15 protein-coding genes are annotated in these 19,041 nt (G+C 42.4%); 10 read left to right on the plus strand and 5 right to left on the minus strand.

Translation table 11 applies throughout. The features are described 5' to 3' along the window. The 3 genes from Q1V93_RS00695 to rnhA form a co-directional block, all read left to right on the plus strand. A partial coding sequence (locus Q1V93_RS00695) for a vitamin B12 dependent-methionine synthase activation domain-containing protein (RefSeq protein WP_300660072.1) occupies positions 1–1,911 on the plus strand: 1,911 nt, incomplete at its 5' end. Between the two features lie 108 nt (positions 1,912–2,019). Beyond that, the gene (locus Q1V93_RS00700; RefSeq protein ID WP_300660075.1) at positions 2,020–5,736 is read left to right on the plus strand and encodes a PKD domain-containing protein; all 3,717 of its coding nucleotides are present in this window, start codon (positions 2,020–2,022) and stop codon (positions 5,734–5,736) included. A 533-nt stretch (positions 5,737–6,269) separates the two neighbouring features. After that, positions 6,270–6,746 (plus strand): ribonuclease HI, encoded by a 477-nt coding sequence (gene rnhA, locus Q1V93_RS00705; protein WP_300660078.1) that lies wholly within the window; start codon positions 6,270–6,272, stop codon positions 6,744–6,746. On the opposite strand, the gene Q1V93_RS00710 is transcribed toward rnhA, so the two are convergent. The 3 genes from Q1V93_RS00710 to Q1V93_RS00720 form a co-directional block, all read right to left on the minus strand. Beyond that, positions 6,743–7,414, minus strand: a complete 672-nt coding sequence (locus Q1V93_RS00710; protein ID WP_300660081.1) for a hypothetical protein — start codon at positions 7,412–7,414, stop codon at positions 6,743–6,745. The genes rnhA and Q1V93_RS00710 overlap by 4 nt on opposite strands. A 48-nt stretch (positions 7,415–7,462) precedes the next feature. After that, the gene (locus tag Q1V93_RS00715) at positions 7,463–8,095 is read right to left on the minus strand and encodes a hypothetical protein (RefSeq protein ID WP_300660083.1); all 633 of its coding nucleotides are present in this window, start codon (positions 8,093–8,095) and stop codon (positions 7,463–7,465) included. Positions 8,096–8,193: 98 nt separating this feature from the next. Further along, the gene (locus tag Q1V93_RS00720) at positions 8,194–8,514 is read right to left on the minus strand and encodes a hypothetical protein (protein ID WP_300660085.1); all 321 of its coding nucleotides are present in this window, start codon (positions 8,512–8,514) and stop codon (positions 8,194–8,196) included. A 216-nt stretch (positions 8,515–8,730) separates the two neighbouring features. On the opposite strand from Q1V93_RS00720, the gene Q1V93_RS00725 reads away from it, so the two are divergent. The 5 genes from Q1V93_RS00725 to Q1V93_RS00745 all read left to right on the plus strand — a co-directional run bounded on the left by Q1V93_RS00725 (position 8,731) and on the right by Q1V93_RS00745 (position 15,069). Then, positions 8,731–10,026: an aminopeptidase P N-terminal domain-containing protein gene (locus Q1V93_RS00725; RefSeq protein ID WP_300660087.1), complete on the plus strand. Its 1,296-nt coding sequence runs from the start codon at positions 8,731–8,733 to the stop codon at positions 10,024–10,026. A 98-nt stretch (positions 10,027–10,124) separates the two neighbouring features. Continuing rightward, on the plus strand, positions 10,125–10,874 hold the full coding sequence (locus tag Q1V93_RS00730) for an alpha/beta hydrolase (RefSeq protein ID WP_300660089.1): 750 nt from the start codon (positions 10,125–10,127) through the stop codon (positions 10,872–10,874). Positions 10,875–11,039: 165 nt separating this feature from the next. Next, the gene (locus Q1V93_RS00735) at positions 11,040–11,825 is read left to right on the plus strand and encodes a response regulator (protein WP_300660092.1); all 786 of its coding nucleotides are present in this window, start codon (positions 11,040–11,042) and stop codon (positions 11,823–11,825) included. Continuing rightward, entirely contained in the window at positions 11,822–14,740 is a 2,919-nt protein-coding gene (locus Q1V93_RS00740; RefSeq protein WP_300660094.1) for a two-component regulator propeller domain-containing protein, read from the plus strand. Before Q1V93_RS00735 ends, Q1V93_RS00740 begins: the two co-directional genes overlap by 4 nt. Positions 14,741–14,775: 35 nt before the next feature. After that, positions 14,776–15,069 carry a hypothetical protein gene (locus tag Q1V93_RS00745; protein WP_300660096.1) on the plus strand — a complete coding sequence of 98 codons (294 nt, stop codon included), beginning with the start codon at positions 14,776–14,778 and terminating at the stop codon, positions 15,067–15,069. A 51-nt stretch (positions 15,070–15,120) separates the two neighbouring features. Here Q1V93_RS00745 and thiL read toward each other — a convergent pair whose 3' ends face one another. Next, complete coding sequence (gene thiL, locus Q1V93_RS00750; protein WP_300660098.1) at positions 15,121–16,173, minus strand: thiamine-phosphate kinase; 1,053 nt, start codon at positions 16,171–16,173, stop codon at positions 15,121–15,123. A 119-nt stretch (positions 16,174–16,292) separates the two neighbouring features. Between thiL and Q1V93_RS00755 the strand changes: the two genes are divergently transcribed. After that, on the plus strand, positions 16,293–16,691 hold the full coding sequence (locus tag Q1V93_RS00755; RefSeq protein ID WP_300660101.1) for a DUF3592 domain-containing protein: 399 nt from the start codon (positions 16,293–16,295) through the stop codon (positions 16,689–16,691). Positions 16,692–16,699: 8 nt separating this feature from the next. Next, positions 16,700–18,271: a PQQ-dependent sugar dehydrogenase gene (locus tag Q1V93_RS00760; protein WP_300660104.1), complete on the plus strand. Its 1,572-nt coding sequence runs from the start codon at positions 16,700–16,702 to the stop codon at positions 18,269–18,271. A gap of 45 nt (positions 18,272–18,316) precedes the next feature. Here Q1V93_RS00760 and Q1V93_RS00765 read toward each other — a convergent pair. Next, a partial coding sequence (locus Q1V93_RS00765) for a gliding motility-associated C-terminal domain-containing protein (protein WP_300660106.1) occupies positions 18,317–19,041 on the minus strand: 725 nt, incomplete at its 5' end.

Raw genomic sequence — 19,041 nt, forward strand, 5'->3', positions numbered from 1 at the left:
AAACACGGAATGGACATGGGGATTGTAAACCCGTCCATGCTGGAAGTTTACGACGATATTGATAAGCAGTTACTGGAACACGTTGAAGATGTTCTTTTAAACAGACGGCCCGACGCTACTGAACGCTTACTGGATTTTGCAGAAAGTTTCAAAGGCGAAGACAAGAAAAAAGAAGTTTCCCAGGAATGGAGAAATGCTCCGGTGAACGACCGGTTAGCACATGCACTCGTAAAAGGAATCGTGGATTTCATCGACGAAGACGTAGAAGAATGCAGACACCAGTTCCCTCGCCCGATCATGGTAATTGAAGGTCCGTTAATGGATGGAATGAACATTGTCGGAGATTTATTCGGAAGCGGAAAAATGTTCCTTCCCCAGGTAGTAAAATCTGCCCGTGTCATGAAAAAAGCGGTTGCTTATTTGCTACCGTTCATTGATGCCGAGAAAGACGGAGTTTCCAGTTCTGCCGGAAAAGTCATTATGGCGACCGTGAAAGGCGACGTACACGACATCGGTAAAAACATTGTTTCCGTGGTTTTAAGCTGCAACAATTACGAAATTGTAGATCTTGGGGTTATGGTTCCGGCTGAGAAAATCATCCAGGCTGCCATTGACGAAAAAGCACACGTCATCGGACTCAGCGGTTTAATTACGCCTTCTTTGGATGAAATGGTTTACGTAGCCAAAGAAATGGAACGCGCTAATCTTTCCATTCCCTTATTGATCGGAGGAGCAACAACTTCCAAAGTACATACAGCTGTAAAAATCGAACAGAATTATACAAAAGGACAAACGGTTCACGTTTTGGATGCTTCCCGTTCCGTAACAGTTGTAGAGCAATTGCTCGGACAAAAGAAAGAACAGTTCGTGAAAGACGTTCAGGCGGATTATGCCCGGGTGCGCGAACACCATGAGAAACACCGCGGGGCTAAGCAGCTATTGACCTATGCCGATGCGTTGAAAAATAAACTGGTTCTTGAATTCAATCAGGAAACGATCCGAAAACCGAACCAATTAGGCGTTCAGGTTATCGAACAGCAGGATCTTTCGGAATTGGTTGATTATATCGATTGGACACCATTTTTCCAAACCTGGGAACTTCACGGAAAATTCCCGCGTATTCTGACAGATGAGGTCGTAGGAAAAGAAGCAACCAAATTGTTTGAAGACGCCCAGGCGATGCTCAAACAAGTAGTTGCTGAGAAATGGTTAACTGCCAAAGCTGTTTATGGCATCTTTCCGGCAAACAGTCTGGATGATGACATCGAAATTTATGCGGATGAAGAACGCTCTTCTGTTTTGGGAATTCAGCATTCACTCAGACAGCAAACTAAAAAAGCCGCAGGTCAGCCGAATCTTTCTTTGGCAGATTTTATTGCTCCGAAAGACAGCGGGCTCATTGATTACGTCGGCGCATTTGTAGTCACGGCGGGTCACGGAATTGATGAACACGTGAAACGTTTTGAAGCGGATCACGACGATTACAATTCCATTATGATCAAAGCCCTGGCGGATCGTTTTGCAGAAGCTTTTGCCGAATACCTGCATGCAAAAGTGAGAAGAGAAGCCTGGGGTTATGCCAGTGATGAGACACTCGATAACGACGCATTGATTGCTGAACAATACAACGGAATCCGTCCGGCACCGGGATATCCTGCTTGTCCGGATCACACGGAAAAACCGAACTTATTCAACATTTTGAATGCGGAACAATTGAGCGGCGTTTCTTTAACCGAAACATTGGCGATGTGGCCTGCCGCTTCCGTATCTGGCTGGTACTTTGCACATCCGGGTTCCAAGTATTTTGGACTTGGAAAAGTGACCCTTGATCAGGTTGAAAGTTTAGCCGGACGAAAAAAAATGGATTTGGAGCAAATGAAACGTTGGTTGTCAAGCAACTTAATGGATTAATTTCGCATCTTTAGTGAGAGATTAATTAATAGATTAGTTGGATGGGCTTAACATCTCATCCCTAATTTTGCGGTCTCAAAACAATATGAACCTTGAAACTTAGCTAATATGCGATTACTACTTCTATGCCTTTTGGTATCCGTTTACGGATTTTCCCAAACGCCTCCGAATGCCCAATTCACTGCGTCACCATTAGTTGTTTGTTTAGAGCAAGGTATTCATTTCACCAACCAGTCGACTGCCGGCACTTCTCCGATCACTTCCTATTCGTGGGATTTCGGAGACGGAAATGCGTCAACGACTCAAAACCCGACGCATGTTTACAGTGCTCCGGGAACGTATACCGTTACATTGACCGTTCAGGCGGCAAATGGTCAAGCTGATTTCGAATTAAAGGCAGCATATGTAAAAGTGAATCCCAAACCCAATCCGAACTTTACGGTGACCGCAAACGGCTGCAGCCTTCCCGTAAGCGTTAGTTTCAACAATACCAGCACCGGGGCAACTTCCTATGCCTGGAATTTCGGAAACACACAGACTTCAACACTTCAAAACCCGGCCGCTGTGAATTATACTTCTGCCGGAACATACAATATCACGTTAATTGCTACCAACAGTTTTGGCTGCAAAGACACGCTGGTTAAACCAATCGTTGTTTCCAACTTTCAGGCGGGAATAACTGCTCCTGCAACTGCCTGTCAAAACACACCGGTTTCCATTACAGACAATTCAACAGTTGGAGCAAATTCCTGGAACTGGACATTTTCCGGAGGTTCTCCTGCAAATTCATCCTCTCAAAACAACAGCGTTATTTATTCTACTCCCGGAACATATACAATCAGTCTGAGTTCCCAAAACACCAGCCTGGGCTGCTCCGGCTCAACGACGAAACAAATTACGATTCTGCCTACTCCGGTTCCGGCATTCACAGCCAACCCAACAACCGGCTGCGCTCCGCAATCCGTTGTATTTACCAATACAAGTCCGGCAGGAACAAACTTCCAGTGGAATTTCGGCGACGGAACAACTTTCAACGGACAGAATCCTCCGGCACATACATACCAGAATAACGGATCTTATACCGTAACGCTCACCATGACCGGAGCAAACGGATGTCCCGGAACAATCAGTTTACCGGCAGTCACGTTGACTCCGCCGGTTGCAGGTTTCACAAGTACAGACACCAGCGGGTGTGAACCGCTTACTGTTACTTTCATCGATACTTCATCTGCCAGTATTCCGATTACAAACTGGTTGTGGAATTTTGGTGACGGAACCACTTTTAACGGGCAGAATCCACCACCTCACACCTACAACCTGGGTGTTTACACCGTTTCTTTAACAATCACCACCCAAACGGGATGTCAGGGAACAGTTACCGTTCCTGCATATATTGAGGTCGGAAAAGTGGACCTCGTGAATTTCTCCCTGGTTCAAAGCCCGGAATGTGCAAAACGCTCCATTCAATTCACAAACCTATCTGTGATTCTTGCGCCACATACTTCCGATGAGGTTACTTACCTCTGGAATTTTGGTGACGGCGGAACTTCCACAGAAGAAAATCCGAGTTATTCCTATTCACAGGATACCGGTTATTTCGATGTGAGTTTAGTGGTGAATTTCAGAGGATGTAAAGACACGTTAATCATTCCTGATGCAGTTTACATCAAAGCACCGATCAGTTTGTTCAGTCCGGCTCAGACACTTTATTGTAATCCTGCAAGCTTACCTGTGAATGTGGTTGTAAACGATCAATCTAAAATCGGGAAGCTTTCCGACGATTGTTTGATGATCTGGCGATGGGGTGACGGAACCACCACCACATTTGATGATCCGGATTTCGACGATGCCAATTTGGGAAGCACTTCTCATAATTATTCGACCTACGGAACCTATACCATCAAACAGGTCATTTACAATTACACTACCGGTTGTGCAGACAGTACAACTCAAACCGTTTACATTTCCACTACAACGGCAGGAATTGCCGGAATTTCGAACGACAGTGTTTGCGTCAACTCACCGATTACACTTTTGGATAATTCCACTTCTTCCCATCCATTCGGAACTTACCAGTGGAATATGGGGAACGGACAATTTGTTACCGGACCAAATCCAACTTATTCGTATCCAAACTTCGGAACCTTTTCCATTGTTTTAACAGCAATAAACAGTGTTGGTTGCGGAGACAATGAAGTTTTCAGCCCGATGACGGCGCTCGCACTTCCTTTGGCCCAGCTTACTCCGAATGACAATGCCGGATGCGCACCGTTCCTGGTTACGTTCTCCAATAATTCGACTCCGCAAAATAACGGAGTGAATCTTTCTTCTTTTGTGTTTACGTTCAACGACAACAATACCACACAAACAACAAACAACGTGAACACGACGGTAAATCACACATACCATACAGAAGGAATTTTTACTGTAACACTTGTTGCAACCGATCAATTCGGATGTGTTTCAGCACCTGCAAGCACTTCTGTTTCTATTACAAAGCCAACTGCCGTTTTCACGATCGACTCTGTTGTCTGCAACCTGGAAAATGTAAGTACCGCAAATACGTCATCCGGTTTAGCACCGCTGACTTACCAATGGTTTGTAGACGGCTCTCAAGTAGGAACCGGAACAGATTATGCACATGCATACAGCGAAAGTTTAAACAACTCCACTTCAAGTTTCACACACGGATATGTATTGATTGTTACGGATGCGAACGGCTGTAAAGACACGCTTTCAAAATTATTGACAATCTCCACTCCTGTCGCAATTCCGGATTACACATTCAGCGGAGCAGCCACAAATGCAAACGGAGATTATTTATGTCCGCCGGTATTTGCCGCTTTAACGGACCAATCGCTTAGCTACGGAAACATTGCCGGTTACAGCTGGATTTTCGGAGACGGAAAGACTTCTGTTTTAGAAAACCCGAACAATACGTACGTTTTCCCGGGAACTTACAGCCTCACTTTATCCATTACGGATGAATTCGGATGTACTTCTGACACTACGTATATTGATTATCTGACAATTTTCGGCCCGGTTGCCAATCCAAGCTGGACACAGGATCTGAATGGTTGCGGGCAGGATGTGACATTCCACATCGGAAACACCAGCTTCCTGGAAAGCATCGTCTGGAATACCGGAGACGGAACGATTGTAAACGATTCTCTCAGCTTCAATCACACGTATCACGATGTGAATACCTTCAATCCGACACTGACGGTTACCGACAGCAATAATTGTGAGGTTATTTATCCTATGAATCCTATCACGATACCTGACGTCGGTTTGAACGCGTTCTTCGTTGTAAACCCAAGCTTAATCGATTTAGGTACGACCGTTGAATTCGATGACCAATCAACAGGAGTTGGCGGAATCATCGAATGGGTTTGGGACATGAATCCGAATCCGCAAATCGTGAATCATACAGGTGCTTCTATTTACACCAATTATTACACACCGGGTTCCTATGTCGTTACTTTAACAATTGAAGATGCAAACGGCTGTTTTGATACGTACACAACCATTGTGGAAGTGACAGGAGATTTTCAGATGCCGAACATCATCACCCCGAACGGTGACGGAACAAACGAAGTCTTTTCCTTCAAATACGATATTTTCAAGTCGTTTAACATCCTTATCGCAAACAGATGGGGAAATGTGGTTCATGAAGGCAAGAACGTTACAGGAACGATCTTTTGGGACGGGAAAACGCAGGGCGGTGATCCGTGCAGTGAAGGCGTTTATTTCTATAAACTGAACGGAATTCTGAAAGACGATTCTACGATCGAAAAAACCGGATTCTTAGAGGTGATCCGATAAACAGATTGCTTATATCCCCTTTGATTTAATAGAAAAGCAGCCGGAAATTTCCGGCTGCTTTTTTGTTATGTATCAATTACAACGAGCGATCCACCGCAAAAAAAATCGCAACAATCAGTTTTTCAAAATGTTACACCAGTTTGAACCGGAAATGAAAAAAGGGTAAAAACAAAAAGCGATCATTGCTGACCGCTTTTCGTTAACCTAACCTAACCACTATTCACTGAATCAGAAACTGAAGATATCAGCTCCTTTTCGATTACAAAATTGCTCAAATAATTATGTAATTCAAAACACTATTCCTCATATTTTCAACATTTCTTGAAAGTTAACCCACGATTACCAATTTAAAAACAAGGGTTTTATCGGCTAAAACCCACTGTTTAGCCGATTTTAAGCTCACTCCATCAGTTCATATTATTGGAATCCTAAAATAGTAACCATGGTGAATTTTTAACAACTATTTACGATTAAATGGTTTTTTTTCGAGTTTCAGAATAAAAAATCAAAACGACATATTTTTATAACTTTGCATGGTGTCAGAATACATCAATATATACACAGACGGCTCTGCCCGCGGCAATCCGGGGCCCGGAGGTTACGGAATTGTTCTGAAATACAAACAATCCGTCAAAGAAATTTCACAAGGCTACAGATTAACGACAAACAACCGGATGGAGCTTCTGGCAGTTGTTGTTGCTTTAGAAAGTCTGAAAACCAATCAGATTCCCGTCCGGATTCATTCCGACTCCAAATATGTGATTGATGCAATTCAGAAACGCTGGGTAAACAGCTGGCAAACAAAGGGATTCAATAAGAAAAAGAACAAAGACCTTTGGATGAGATATCTTGCTTTGGCAAAGTCATTCAAGATCGAGCTTATTTGGGTAAAAGGTCATAACGGGCATCCCGAGAACGAACGATGCGATGTATTGGCTGTTGAAGCTGCTTTAGGAAAGAACCTGCTGATTGATCAATACTTCGAAGAAGTGCAGCAGCACGAAGATTAATTCGAAAAGAAACACGATTTTACGAACGTATACACCAATGGATGAGGCAATTCCCTGGTGGAACTGACTTGTGGGCAAAACCCGCATGCCAAAAAGAATTTCCGGTTCTTCAAACTGATGATCTCCGGTTCTTCAAATTGGTTATAGGCTTCAATATCGAGATCAGTTGCCGTTAAACTTCCGATCAATTGCGGATATAAGCTATAGCGTGTTGCGGTAAGTTCTTCCGGATTTCTCGTTTCATACAAATGAATCAAGGCCGTTGAATGCGGCACAACGTATACACGTTCAAAATGATTTCCGTCGACCAGGTTATCTGAGATCAGTTTCTCCCCGTTTGCACTCAGATTGTTTCTGTGGATCAACACATCTATCAATGCTTTGTATCCTTCTCCGGTAATGAAAACAGGAGCTTCCTGCTGAAGCAGCATATCCACTACTCCATTGAGATAAAACAAATTCAAATAAGGTCCCGGAGCAAACCAAAAGCCATCAAAATTTGACAGCTGCTGCGGTTTCATGTTAATGACTTCATTAACCTTGATCCAATAATAGGACAGTTCTACCTCCAGAAAACGACCTGCATGATCCAAAGCCATGTTTGTCGCATGATGCGTATTGAAGGTAAAATTAAAATCCCCAATAATGCCAATCTTCAGTTGCTGCATAAGCATAAACTAAAAAGCCACCCACAGAAATGGATGGCTTTTTTAAAATTATCGTTTGAACCAACCCTTTAGAACCGCGTTCTGAATCGGTAGTGACAACACAATCGGATTCCCTGATCCATCTACAGACGGTCGGTATACATTACAATTGAACGTACAGGTAAATTTCGAATAATCTCCTGATCCGTCAGATTCCTGAACAATATTTGTAAAGACAACATCCTGAACAGTTTGAGCAGGATCTGAAGTCCAGACAGCACCTGATCCGTCTCTGTAAACTACTTCAAATCCCGAATCTGCCATAGAAGCATAAGTCGGTGTTGTATTTGAAGTAAAGAAGGAATTAAATACAGATAAACTCGGATCTCCTCCCGAAGCACTTCCGTCAAATGTTGCAGATCCCAAACCAACTTTAATTGAAACCAGGTTTTGAGAGGATTTCATATCTGCAAAATAATTTGCTTTGGATGGTGTTGGTGAAGGAAGAATATATTTAACTTTTGTTGCATCCAGATAATATCCGTCCACATTTTGAGTTAATTCTATTTGAGTTCCGTTGACTATTCCAATAAAATGTGACTCCAATTCCACCTTTGGTGTCGGTGCAGGAATGATTTCATGTTTCGGGCAACCAGCTAAAAACAGCGAGCCAAATACAAAAAGCGCAATAACTTTTTTCATAGATAATGTTTTTCAAACCAATATGTTCTACGCAGAACACAATTCGAAAATACAACTTTTTTTAATATGCCCAAGATATTTCGAAAATTCTCACGGATCTACGCTCTCAACAACTTATTTTGTTCAGGAAAGCAGTAATATGGCAAGAAAACAGGCTTTTCATCGTCTCCGGTCAAATCCATCGAATAAACGATCTCGTCATTTGACAATACAATTGTGTCCAAATCATCATCCATGTTCAGATCAATGCCGCGGACACTTAATTCACACAACAATTGATTAAAAGCGCTCATGCTCACAAAGATTTGGCTGTCGTAAGAACTACCGTTCTCATACACACAACAATCCAATTGAACTTCTGTTGACGAACTCTCGAATTGAATGCGGTTTACCAGGATGCTGTCGAATATTGTTTTCATATTGTTTGACTTTGATGATACAAATTTGCACCCGGTAGTTCGTAAAGTACTTACGATCTACTTACACCAACCTAAAAAAAATTGAAAATGGAGAATGGAGAATGGAAAAGTTTGGGACCATACAACTTTTCCATTTTAAATGATCCATTCAAAAGTCCTTTTCAATTCTACCTTCTTTTTAGTAATTTCACAACTCTTTATATATTTTGAAAAAACATGAAATATCTTCCAATAGACAAAGCGCTTTTTATTGAGAACAGAAAGAAGTTCACCCTAAAAATGAAGCCGAATACCCTTGCGGTTTTTAATTCCAACGATATTTACCCGGTAAGTGCCGACGGAACCTTACCTTTTGCTCAGCACCGCGATATTTTTTACTTATCGGGAGTGGATCAGGAAGAGAGTATTTTGGTTCTTTTTCCCGGCGCAAGCAACGAAACTCAGCGCGAGGTTCTTTTCTTAAAAGAAACAAACGAACACATCGCGATTTGGGAAGGTGCAAAACTGGACAAAGATCAGGCCTTTGAAACTTCCGGCATCAAAACAGTTTACTGGCTGCAGCAATTCCCTACCATCTTCAAACAATTGATGGCAGAGGCGGAAGGTATTTATTTGAATACAAATGAGCATTTACGTGCAGATACAACAGTGCAAACACGTGAAGACCGTTTCATTATCCAAGTAAAACAGGAATATCCTGCTCACCAGGTTCACAAAAGCGCTCCGATCATGCACCAGATTCGTTCTATAAAAGAACAAATCGAATTGGACCTGATGCAAAAAGCATGCGATATCACCGAGAAAGGATTCCGCAGAGTGCTTGGTTTCGTGAAACCGGGTGTTTGGGAATACGAAATCGAAGCAGAGTTTTCTCACGAATTTTTACGCAACCGTTCCAAAGGATGGGCTTACACTCCGATTGTAGCTTCCGGAAAGAGCGCATGCGTGCTTCACTACATTGAAAACAATTTGCAGTGCCGGAACGGTGACGTGATTCTTCTGGATGTGGGTGCGGAATACGCAAATTATTCTTCTGATATGTCGCGCAGTATTCCTGTAAACGGGCGTTTTTCTCCAAGACAAAAAGAGGTTTACAATGCCGTTCTTCGGGTGAAAAAACAAGCTGAACAATTGTTGGTTCCCGGAACAATGCTGGCTGAATACCAAAAGGAAGTGGGTAAAATGATGGAATCGGAATTGATCGGGTTAAAACTTTTGGATCAAACGGATATCAAAAACCAGGATCCGAACTGGCCGGCATATAAAAAATATTTCATGCACGGAACTTCTCATTACCTGGGACTTGACACACATGATGTAGGTCTTTGGAATGTTCCGCTTGAAGCAAACATGGTATTTACCTGCGAACCCGGAATTTACATCCAGGAAGAAGGATTGGGAATCCGTATCGAAGACAACCTGGTGATTCAGGCGAGCGGACAACCTTTCAATCTGATGCGGAATATTCCGATTGAGGCAGACGAGATTGAAACATTGATGAATCAAAAATAAGAAATGCCGTCCAAAGAACCGGTGATGCTTTTTCAAACCGAAAGAATTGAACCTATCTTATTAACAATTTGCACTTTGAGGACAAAACAGAATAATTTATGGACGAAAAATTATTGAATTACAGGATTTCCGGAAATGGAAGTCCTGTTGTTTTTTTACACGGCTTCATGGAAGATCTGAGCATGTGGGACGAACTGATTCCGCATCTTCCCGTGAGAGCTTATTGCATTGATTTGCCCGGACACGGAAAAAGTAAGATCGACACACAGATTACTCCTTCCATCGAATACATGGCAAAAGAAGTGCAGAAAATCATTGATTACGAAAAAATCGATCATGCGCTTGTAATCGGTCATTCGATGGGCGGATACGCGGCATTGGAATTACTAAGACTGATCCCGACTCTGGAACACATCGTTCTTTTTCATTCGCATCCGTGGAGCGACCCGGAAAGCAAGAAAAACGACCGGCTGCGTGTTGCTGAACTCGTTCAAACCAAAGCAGCTGTTTTTATTCGTGAGGCTATTCCGAATTTATTCAGCAATCCTGCAAAAATGGAAAGCACTATTGCACATTACATTCACATTGCGGAGCACATGAAACCGGAGGCGATCGGATGGGCGTCGCTGGCTATGAGAAACCGGAAAGACCTGGCTTACCTGATGGAACAGCACCCGGAAAAATTTTCGGTTATCAGCGGGGAAAAGGACAAATTGATCCAGGTCAAAGCCTTAAATGATTTCTGCAGGCAGCAGCATATTTCTTCTGTCATACTTCCGAATGTGGGGCATATGGCTCATGAAGAAAACAGAAACGAGGTGATCAATTTGATAAATACCATTTTTTGATACGGATGTTAAGCAAAAAATAAATAATTTTAACGGTATAAACTTTTGATTATAACCCTGACCAAGATTTTTTAACGGTTGATTTTTAAATGTGTTCTGCAGCAAAATGAATCCGTAGTTTATTAAATCTTGTAAATTCGATCAAGAACAAGAAAGAACTACATTATGGAACCGAAAAGACTTCGCGCATTGATCATTGATGATGAGGAATACGCACGTAAAAATTTAATTATGATGCTGGACGACTTTTGTCCTGAGATCGAAGTAATCGGTGAAGCCTCCGGAAAAGAACAAGCCAAAGCTTTGATTACTGCCAGCAAACCGGATGTGGTTTTTTTGGATATCCGAATGCCAAGCGGTGCGGAAGGATTTGAATTGCTGGAAGAAGTCGAAGAAAAGAATTTCCTCGTAGTCTTCGTGACAGCGTTTAAAGATTATGCCATTCGCGCATTTAACGCGAGTGCCGTTTACTACCTTTTGAAGCCGATAGACATTGACGACTTAAGAGTAGCCGTTGAAAAACTGGTCGAAGCAAATAATGTATTTGGGCAGGATCCGGAGAATTACGTGACTTACTTCAGAAGTTTGCGCAACTTATCCGATCAGTTGTTGAGAAACAAACCGAATAACCGGATTGCGATCAGCCATACCAAAGGATTGAAGATCGTAGAAGACAACACGATTTCTCACCTGGAGGCAAGCGGAAACTGTACGACTATTTATTTCAACGACGGAACCCGCTATTTGGACACGCGGACATTAAAAATTTACGAAAACATTCTAAATCCCGCTAAGTTCTTCCGGGTTCACAAATCGCATATCATTAATTTGAATAACCTCGCAGAATATATCAACGAAGACGGACATTATGCCGTTCTGAAAAACGGATTGCGGATTCCGGTTGCCAGAAACCGTGTAACTGATTTTGTAAAAATGTTGAAAGAAGGATGAAATTATTCATTTCGATAATCTTTGCAGCCATTTCACTTGCTGGAATGGCTCAGGATTATTCATTTATAACCTATTCCAACAGCCAGGGACTTCCTCAATCACAGGTTCAATGCATTACGCAGGATGACAATGGTTATCTCTGGGTAGGAACGCTTGGTGGCCTGGCAAAATTCAACGGAAAAACATTCACCACTTTCCCCCTCGAAAACGGGTTGTTCAACAACCGGATTTCCTGTCTTCAGCACATCAAAAACACCATTTGGGTCGGTCATGAGGGCGGAATCACCGAAATCACGGATGACAAAGCACAAACTTATTCATTGGGAGATAACGACCGGACAGTCAGTGTAACTGATTTCATTCTCTACCAGGGAAAAATCGTGGTTTCAACCGAGGGAAGCGGGCTTTACATCATTTCGAACAAACGAATCACGAAAGTGACACTCCGAAACGAAGATGCTTCAACTTGCCGCGACCTTGAAATCATCAACAACCAGTTGTACATCGGTACCCGCGACGGGCTTTATTTTACAAACGACCTGACCAATTTCAAACGCGTTGAAGCATTCAAAGACCGCAGTATTTCCGGAATTGCCCTGACGAAAAACAACATTTTCATTTCTACTTTTTTCAAAGGACTTTTCAGATCGGATTTTAAGCTCAGTAAATTCGATTCGATTCCGGTTCAGGCAACTGATTTGTATATCGGGTCGATTAACAGCGACGCATCCAGTCAGCTGTGGCTTGTTTCACCTGAAGGAGTCATCCGCATGTCGGCCGAACTCAAACAACTCAATCTGGATGAAAGTAAAGGCCTTCCTGTAAACGCCATCAACTGTTCTTTCCAGGACAACGAAGGCAATATGTGGTTTGGTAGCGACGGAAAAGGGTTGATCCGTTTTGCCAATCAGAATCTCCAGATGTATTCCACCAAAACCGGAATGCCTTCGGATTTGATTCTGAGCGGAAAAAAGCTGAATTCAAAAACGTATTTATTCGGCTCTTACGACAAAGGAGCTTTCAAAATGAATCTGAACGGAACCTGCGAGAAAATTCCAATTCCCGCCACAACCGTTTGGGACATTGACTATTTCAACGGGAATGCGTGGTTCGCAACAGATATCGGTGTTTTCAGCTGGGATATGAAGAGCGAACCGAAAAGCTACACGTTCGACAAAGCTGTTGGTCCTTACAGGGTCGTGAGGCCATTCCGCAACAAATTGATCGTTGCCGGGGAAGAACAAATCGGGTACATCGAAAACGGCGTACTGCATGAGTACACGAAATTCAAGTTCAACCTCAATAAAAACGGAAATATCCGGGATATTGCTTTTTATTTCTCAAGCATTCTCGTTGCAACATCCAAAGGTCTTTATGAGATCAATCCGGTTAAAAACAAACAAACACTCCTGAAAAGCTTCAAAGCAAGTATTTCATCCATTGAGATCGACAATGAAAACAGGGTTTGGATCGGAACGGAAAACGGATTGATGATTTTCGACGGGATCAATTACAAAACCATTTCATACAGTTCGAAAAGCGGGGCACGTTTCATCAATTTTATTCACCGGGTAGACAAACACATTTTCGTCGGGACCAATGACGGATTGTATGTTTTTGAAAACGTGGAAGGCTCCCAGGTATTGGTAAAACACATCGGCACGAATAACGGGTTGATCAACCTGGAATCCAACATCAATTCGGCGATGTTCGAAGACGGGAATTTTTGGTTCGGAACCAGCGACGGACTTGCGAAACTGCATATCGGAAACGAGAATAACAGCTTCACAGATTTTCCTCCGAAGCTGAATATTGCGCGTGTTTTGGTGAATTACAAAGAATTGAGTCCGGCAGAATTACTGAACGGCTTGCACTTAACCTATTCCAAAAACAACCTGATTATTGATCTGGACGGAATTTCGATGGAAGATCCTGAATCTGTTACTTTTCAATATTGGATCGAAGGGGAATCGGACAAATGGTCGCCTCCTACACTCAATCCAACCATTATCCTTTCGAATTTAGATGCCGGCGATTACATTCTTCGAATCCGGGCCATCTCAGGAACCAAGAAGGTTTCCGAAATACAGTCTTTACCGATTACAATCACTCCCCCTTTCTGGAGAACCTGGTGGTTTTACATCATTGTTTTTGTCCTCATCGCGCTTGGCATCCGTTATTATTTCCGATTACAGATCAAACGCGAACGCGAACGAAACTACAAGATCAACCTGGAGAATAAATCCCGCCTACTGGCTTTGGAGCAACAATCCCTGAATGCGAGTATGAACCGGCATTTCATTTTCAACTCTCTGAATTCCATTCAATACTTCATCAATACGCAGGATCGCATCTCGGCAAACCGTTACCTGACGAATTTCGCAAAATTGATCCGCAAAAACCTCGACAGTGCTGCGGAAGGAGACAATGTTGTCACACTTCAGCAGGAATTGGAGCGGCTTGAATTGTACCTTTCATTAGAGGCGATGCGCTTTAAGGACCGCTTCACGTATGAAATCCGGAATCAGAATATTGATACCGAGCAGGTGAATGTTCCTGCCATGCTTTTACAGCCTTTTGTGGAAAACAGTATCATTCATGGAATTCTTCCGGATGAAACAAAAAAAGGAGAAATCCTGGTGATTATCAAAGCAATCGGAGATCAATTGGAAATCTGTATTGATGATAACGGGATCGGAATTGATTTCAGTTTGAACAAAAAAGCCAAGTTTAAAGGCGATCACAAGTCGCAGGGAATGGAAATAACATCGAAACGAATTGACCTGATCAGACAAATGTGGAATAAGGATTACGAGCTGATCGGGCCCTTTCAGATGACAAATCCTGACCGTTCAATCAAGGGAACGCGCGTTTTAATCAAAATTCCTTATGAAAATTTGGAAATGAATGAATAAATAGTTTATATTTGTTCAGTATGCATTTGTGCGATATGAAAAAGATAACAGTAATAGCATCCTTATTAATTTTGTTCACTGCTTGTGAGAAAGCTGACATTCGTCCGAATGTACAGTCTTCAGAACCAACAGTTGAGTCAAGAAGATCCGCTATCCCGACTACAGGTTCGAGAGATGGTGGAAGTACAAGTTCAGCAAATTCATTAAATGCTGGTAGAACAGGTTCTACTTCTGCTGATCCTGGCACTTCCAATCCAACTGATCCAGCAGGAGGCGGAGGAGAAATTACAGATCCATTGAGAAAGAAAGATCAGAAAGACAATAAATAAAAAAAATCCCGTCTCGGTTTAACCAAGACGGGATTTTTTTGTGCCTTATTTTTACGCTTCCGGATTCGAATTAAAATGATTCCACCCCTGAGCTCTCAAAGGAACCAGTGAATCATTCGTATCAACCAGATAAACTCCCTCGCTTACATCTGTCATATAACCAATCACTGTCATGTGCGGATTTCCTTTGATTTTATCATAATCGTTCTGAGAAATCGTAAATAACAACTCATAATCTTCACCGCCGTTCAAAACGCAGGTTGCAGGATCCAGGTTGAAATCAATTGCAGTAGTGGAAGTCAACGAATCAATCGGAAGCTTGGCATTATAAACCATCACTCCTTTGTTGCTTGCTTTACACAAATGCATTACTTCGGAAGCCAAACCATCCGAAACATCAATCATCGAAGTAGGAACAACTTCCAATTCTTTTAAATACTGAATAATATCCAATCTTGCTTCCGGCTTCAATTGCCGTTCAATGATATAATCTTTTCCATCCAAATCGGGTTGAATATCCGGATTCGCTTCAAAAACACTTTTTTCGCGCTCCAAAACCTGCAAACCAACATAAGCCGCTCCCAAATCTCCGGAAACCACCAACAAATCACTCGTTTGCGCTCCCGAGCGGTAAACCACTTTGGATTTATCCACCACACCGACTGCTGTTACCGAAATAACCAACCCGGAACGGGAAGAAGTCGTGTCGCCACCAATCAAATCAACTTTGTAATGCTGACAAGCCAAACGAATTCCTTCGTACAATTCCTCCAACGCTTCCAATGGAAAACGGTTCGAAACGGCAAGAGAAACCGTAATCTGCTCCGGAGTTCCATTCATTGCTGCAATATCAGACAAGTTCACTGCCACCGATTTGTATCCCAAATGTTTGAATGGAACGTACATCAGGTTAAAGTGAATTCCTTCCACCAGCATATCTGTCGAAATCAAGGTATATTGTTCTTCATTGCGCTCAAGAACCGCCGCATCATCTCCAATTCCAAAAGCTGTTGATTCTCTCGTAATCAGAAAGTTTTTCGTCAATAAATCTATGGTACCGAATTCTCCTAAGGATTCCAGGTCTGTTCTTTTTTCTTCCGACATGTATTCAAAAATATGCCACAAAGATAAGCAGGATGAACTTAGATCAGCTAACTTTCTATTTTCAGCTAGTTAATTCTTATCTTTCATTCAGTCAAAACCTTGAATCGGTCATTTATCTTATGAAGAAAACATCTAAATGGTTATTTTGGGATTGGAGCTCCATTTTCAGAGCCAGCCTTCTCTTTATTGCTTTGTTATTGCTCCTTGCCTTCGTATTTCTTTTACCTGATCGGAACAGAGCCCAACAGGCAAAAGAATATACAGGAAATACTATCGGAACAATTCTTTCCATTGAACCGGCCGAGCAAATCAGCATGAGTGAGACCGGAAACAAAACCGTTGTTTACTCCTATTCCATCCGTTACTCATTCCACGTGAAATCCAAAACCTACGAAGTATCGGAACAGGTTCCCAACACCATCCGCATTCAAAAATTTCTTAACCGTTTAGAGACTCAAAGCAAGGTGAAAGTGAAGTACGATGAAAGAAAACCTGAACACAGTCAAATTATTCTTTAGTTATTGAAATGAAACATGACCTTTTCCTCTTTTTGATCCTGATTTCTTGTGAAAGTATTTCTCAAACATTTACGCGATCGGAGCTTTCTACTCCGGTTTCTTTGCCATGGGAAATCACTTACGGACCTGATAACATGCTTTGGATTACTGAAAGCGGCGGAACGGTTTCCAGAGTTGATCCGCAAACAGGAGCTAAAACAATTATCCATACGGCAACTGATTATTTCGGAGGAAGCCCCCTGGAAACTTCCGTTCTTTGTCCATCGCTTTCAATCGGGAGCGGCACATTGGGCCTGGCACTGCATCCTGATTTCAATATTTCCGGCTCTTCTTTTATCTACTTCATGTATTCTTATAATTCAGGAACAACTGCAAATCCGGACACGCGTTACAAAATCCGGAGACTGGAATGGAATCCGAACACAGAACAGGTTATCGCTTATCAGGACATCATTTTAGGTATTTCAAACGGATACGATCATCTGGGCGGGAGATTATTGAGTGTCAAACAAAACAACACTCCTTATTTATTTGTCTCGGTTGGAGATCACGGTGCATCCGAAGCTAACAGCCCGCAATGCTATAATCCGCAATCCGACAACCCGAATAATTTTGCATCCGATCCGAGTACGGATAACGGAAAAATTCACCGCTACCACATGGACGGAAGTATTCCGGCAGACAATCCGATTCCCGGAAACTCTTTTTATACAAGAGGACATCGGAATCCGCAGGGACTTCTCTACAATTCCGACCTGGATATTCTCTACGATATTGAACACGGAGACCGTACAGATGACGAGATCAACATCCTGGAAAAGGGAATGAATTATGGCTGGAAGAATGTGCGCGGCTATCACAACGACAACAATTTTGCAGGAGAAGCAGCTTACATCGCCAATTATGTCCCGAATAATTTGATTCCGAACGACCATTTGGCAGAAGCTTTCTATTCTTTTTGCGCAGAACCGACTCCAACGAGCTCCAACGGAAATTCCTGGTGCACCATTGCCCCATCCGACGGAATTTATTACAACAGCCCGGCAATTCCGGCATGGACAAACAGCATCCTTCTCGTTACGCTCAAAAACGGTGACAACACGGATATGGAAGTTTATCAACTCAAACTCACTGCACAGGGAGCAATTGCTCCGTCTACCAATCAGAACCCGAATCCCAAACGGTTTTTTGGAGAAGATCAGCAGGAAAACGGAAGATTGAGAGACATCGCCCTTTCACCAGACGGAAAGAAAATTTACCTGATCAACAATGGTGGAGGAACTGCAAACACACATAAAATCACTGTTTACACGTATGTCGAAGATTCCCATCCATCCGTTTATCCGGATCTCGGCTTAAAACTAAGCCCCAATCCGTCTTCCGGAATCATTCAACTTCAGCTTCCTGAAAACAAACCTTACTCTATTCAGATTTTCGATTCCAAAGGAGCAAAAATTACCGAACTAAAAAACGAAGCCGAATTTTTGAACCTGGATTTATCTTTTCTTTCTTCGGGATTATACTGGTTTCACTATCAATCAGAGGGAATGAAACGGATTCAGCGGTTTGTGAAGGATTAAACGATTCTTTTATGAATGATGATGTTCAAAATAAATGCCCTTCGCTTAACGAATCAAATTAACATGGCCTGTCAACTCCTGAGATGCTATTTCGCCGGTTTTAAGTACCATATGCCAGGTGTACGTTCCATTTGGAACTGCGTTTCCGCGATAAGTGCCATTCCATGACTTTGAGCCTTCACCGGATTTCCAAACCATTTCACCCCATCTGTTATAAACAGTTAGTTCATGCACATTTCCCAAAATGTCTGATGGCATAAACTCATCATTTATTCCGTCACCATTTGGACTAAAGGAATTCGGGACATAAACCAAATCGTTCGTATTCAGCGGAATTATTTTCCGCAACGTATCACTACAACCCATTTCATTTTGAACAATCAACGTCACTTCAGCGTTATCATAAACAGTTGGTGTAATTGCTGCATGAAATTGTTGAGAAATCAGTTCATCTTCATACATCCATTTCCAGGAAGTCACATTCCCCACAGATTCATCCGTAAGGTGAATGGTTTCTCCGACAATAAACGGAGATGGGTTCGCTGAAAAATCTGCGTCCGGATTTTGGAAAACATGGACCCATACGCTATCCGTTTGAACGATACAACCGTTAACCGTTTCTGCCGATAGATAAACCGTATACATTCCGGAATATGGAAATGAATAATCGAAAATCGGACCTGTAATAACATTCCCGTTGCTAACATGCCAATTCAATTCCTCAAACTCCCCCAAATTTTCAACAAAGGAGTGAATTTTAAGAACGGGGC

Source organism: Fluviicola sp., from assembly GCF_030151805.1.
Taxonomy (GTDB): Bacteria; Bacteroidota; Bacteroidia; order Flavobacteriales_D; family Crocinitomicaceae; genus Fluviicola.

Excerpts from the sequence above, each read along its gene's own strand:
- Q1V93_RS00745 (WP_300660096.1), top strand. The coding sequence starts at position 14,776 with ATGAAAAAGATAACAGTAATAGCATCCTTATTAATTTTGTTCACTGCT.
- rnhA (WP_300660078.1), top strand. The coding sequence starts at position 6,270 with ATGGTGTCAGAATACATCAATATATACACAGACGGCTCTGCCCGCGGC.
- Q1V93_RS00710 (WP_300660081.1), bottom strand. The coding sequence starts at position 7,414 with ATGCAGCAACTGAAGATTGGCATTATTGGGGATTTTAATTTTACCTTC.
- Q1V93_RS00755 (WP_300660101.1), top strand. The coding sequence starts at position 16,293 with ATGAAGAAAACATCTAAATGGTTATTTTGGGATTGGAGCTCCATTTTC.
- Q1V93_RS00715 (WP_300660083.1), bottom strand. The coding sequence starts at position 8,095 with ATGAAAAAAGTTATTGCGCTTTTTGTATTTGGCTCGCTGTTTTTAGCT.
- Q1V93_RS00730 (WP_300660089.1), top strand. The coding sequence starts at position 10,125 with ATGGACGAAAAATTATTGAATTACAGGATTTCCGGAAATGGAAGTCCT.
- Q1V93_RS00740 (WP_300660094.1), top strand. The coding sequence starts at position 11,822 with ATGAAATTATTCATTTCGATAATCTTTGCAGCCATTTCACTTGCTGGA.
- thiL (WP_300660098.1), bottom strand. The coding sequence starts at position 16,173 with ATGTCGGAAGAAAAAAGAACAGACCTGGAATCCTTAGGAGAATTCGGT.
- Q1V93_RS00760 (WP_300660104.1), top strand. The coding sequence starts at position 16,700 with ATGAAACATGACCTTTTCCTCTTTTTGATCCTGATTTCTTGTGAAAGT.
- Q1V93_RS00700 (WP_300660075.1), top strand. The coding sequence starts at position 2,020 with ATGCGATTACTACTTCTATGCCTTTTGGTATCCGTTTACGGATTTTCC.
- Q1V93_RS00725 (WP_300660087.1), top strand. The coding sequence starts at position 8,731 with ATGAAATATCTTCCAATAGACAAAGCGCTTTTTATTGAGAACAGAAAG.
- Q1V93_RS00735 (WP_300660092.1), top strand. The coding sequence starts at position 11,040 with ATGGAACCGAAAAGACTTCGCGCATTGATCATTGATGATGAGGAATAC.
- Q1V93_RS00720 (WP_300660085.1), bottom strand. The coding sequence starts at position 8,514 with ATGAAAACAATATTCGACAGCATCCTGGTAAACCGCATTCAATTCGAG.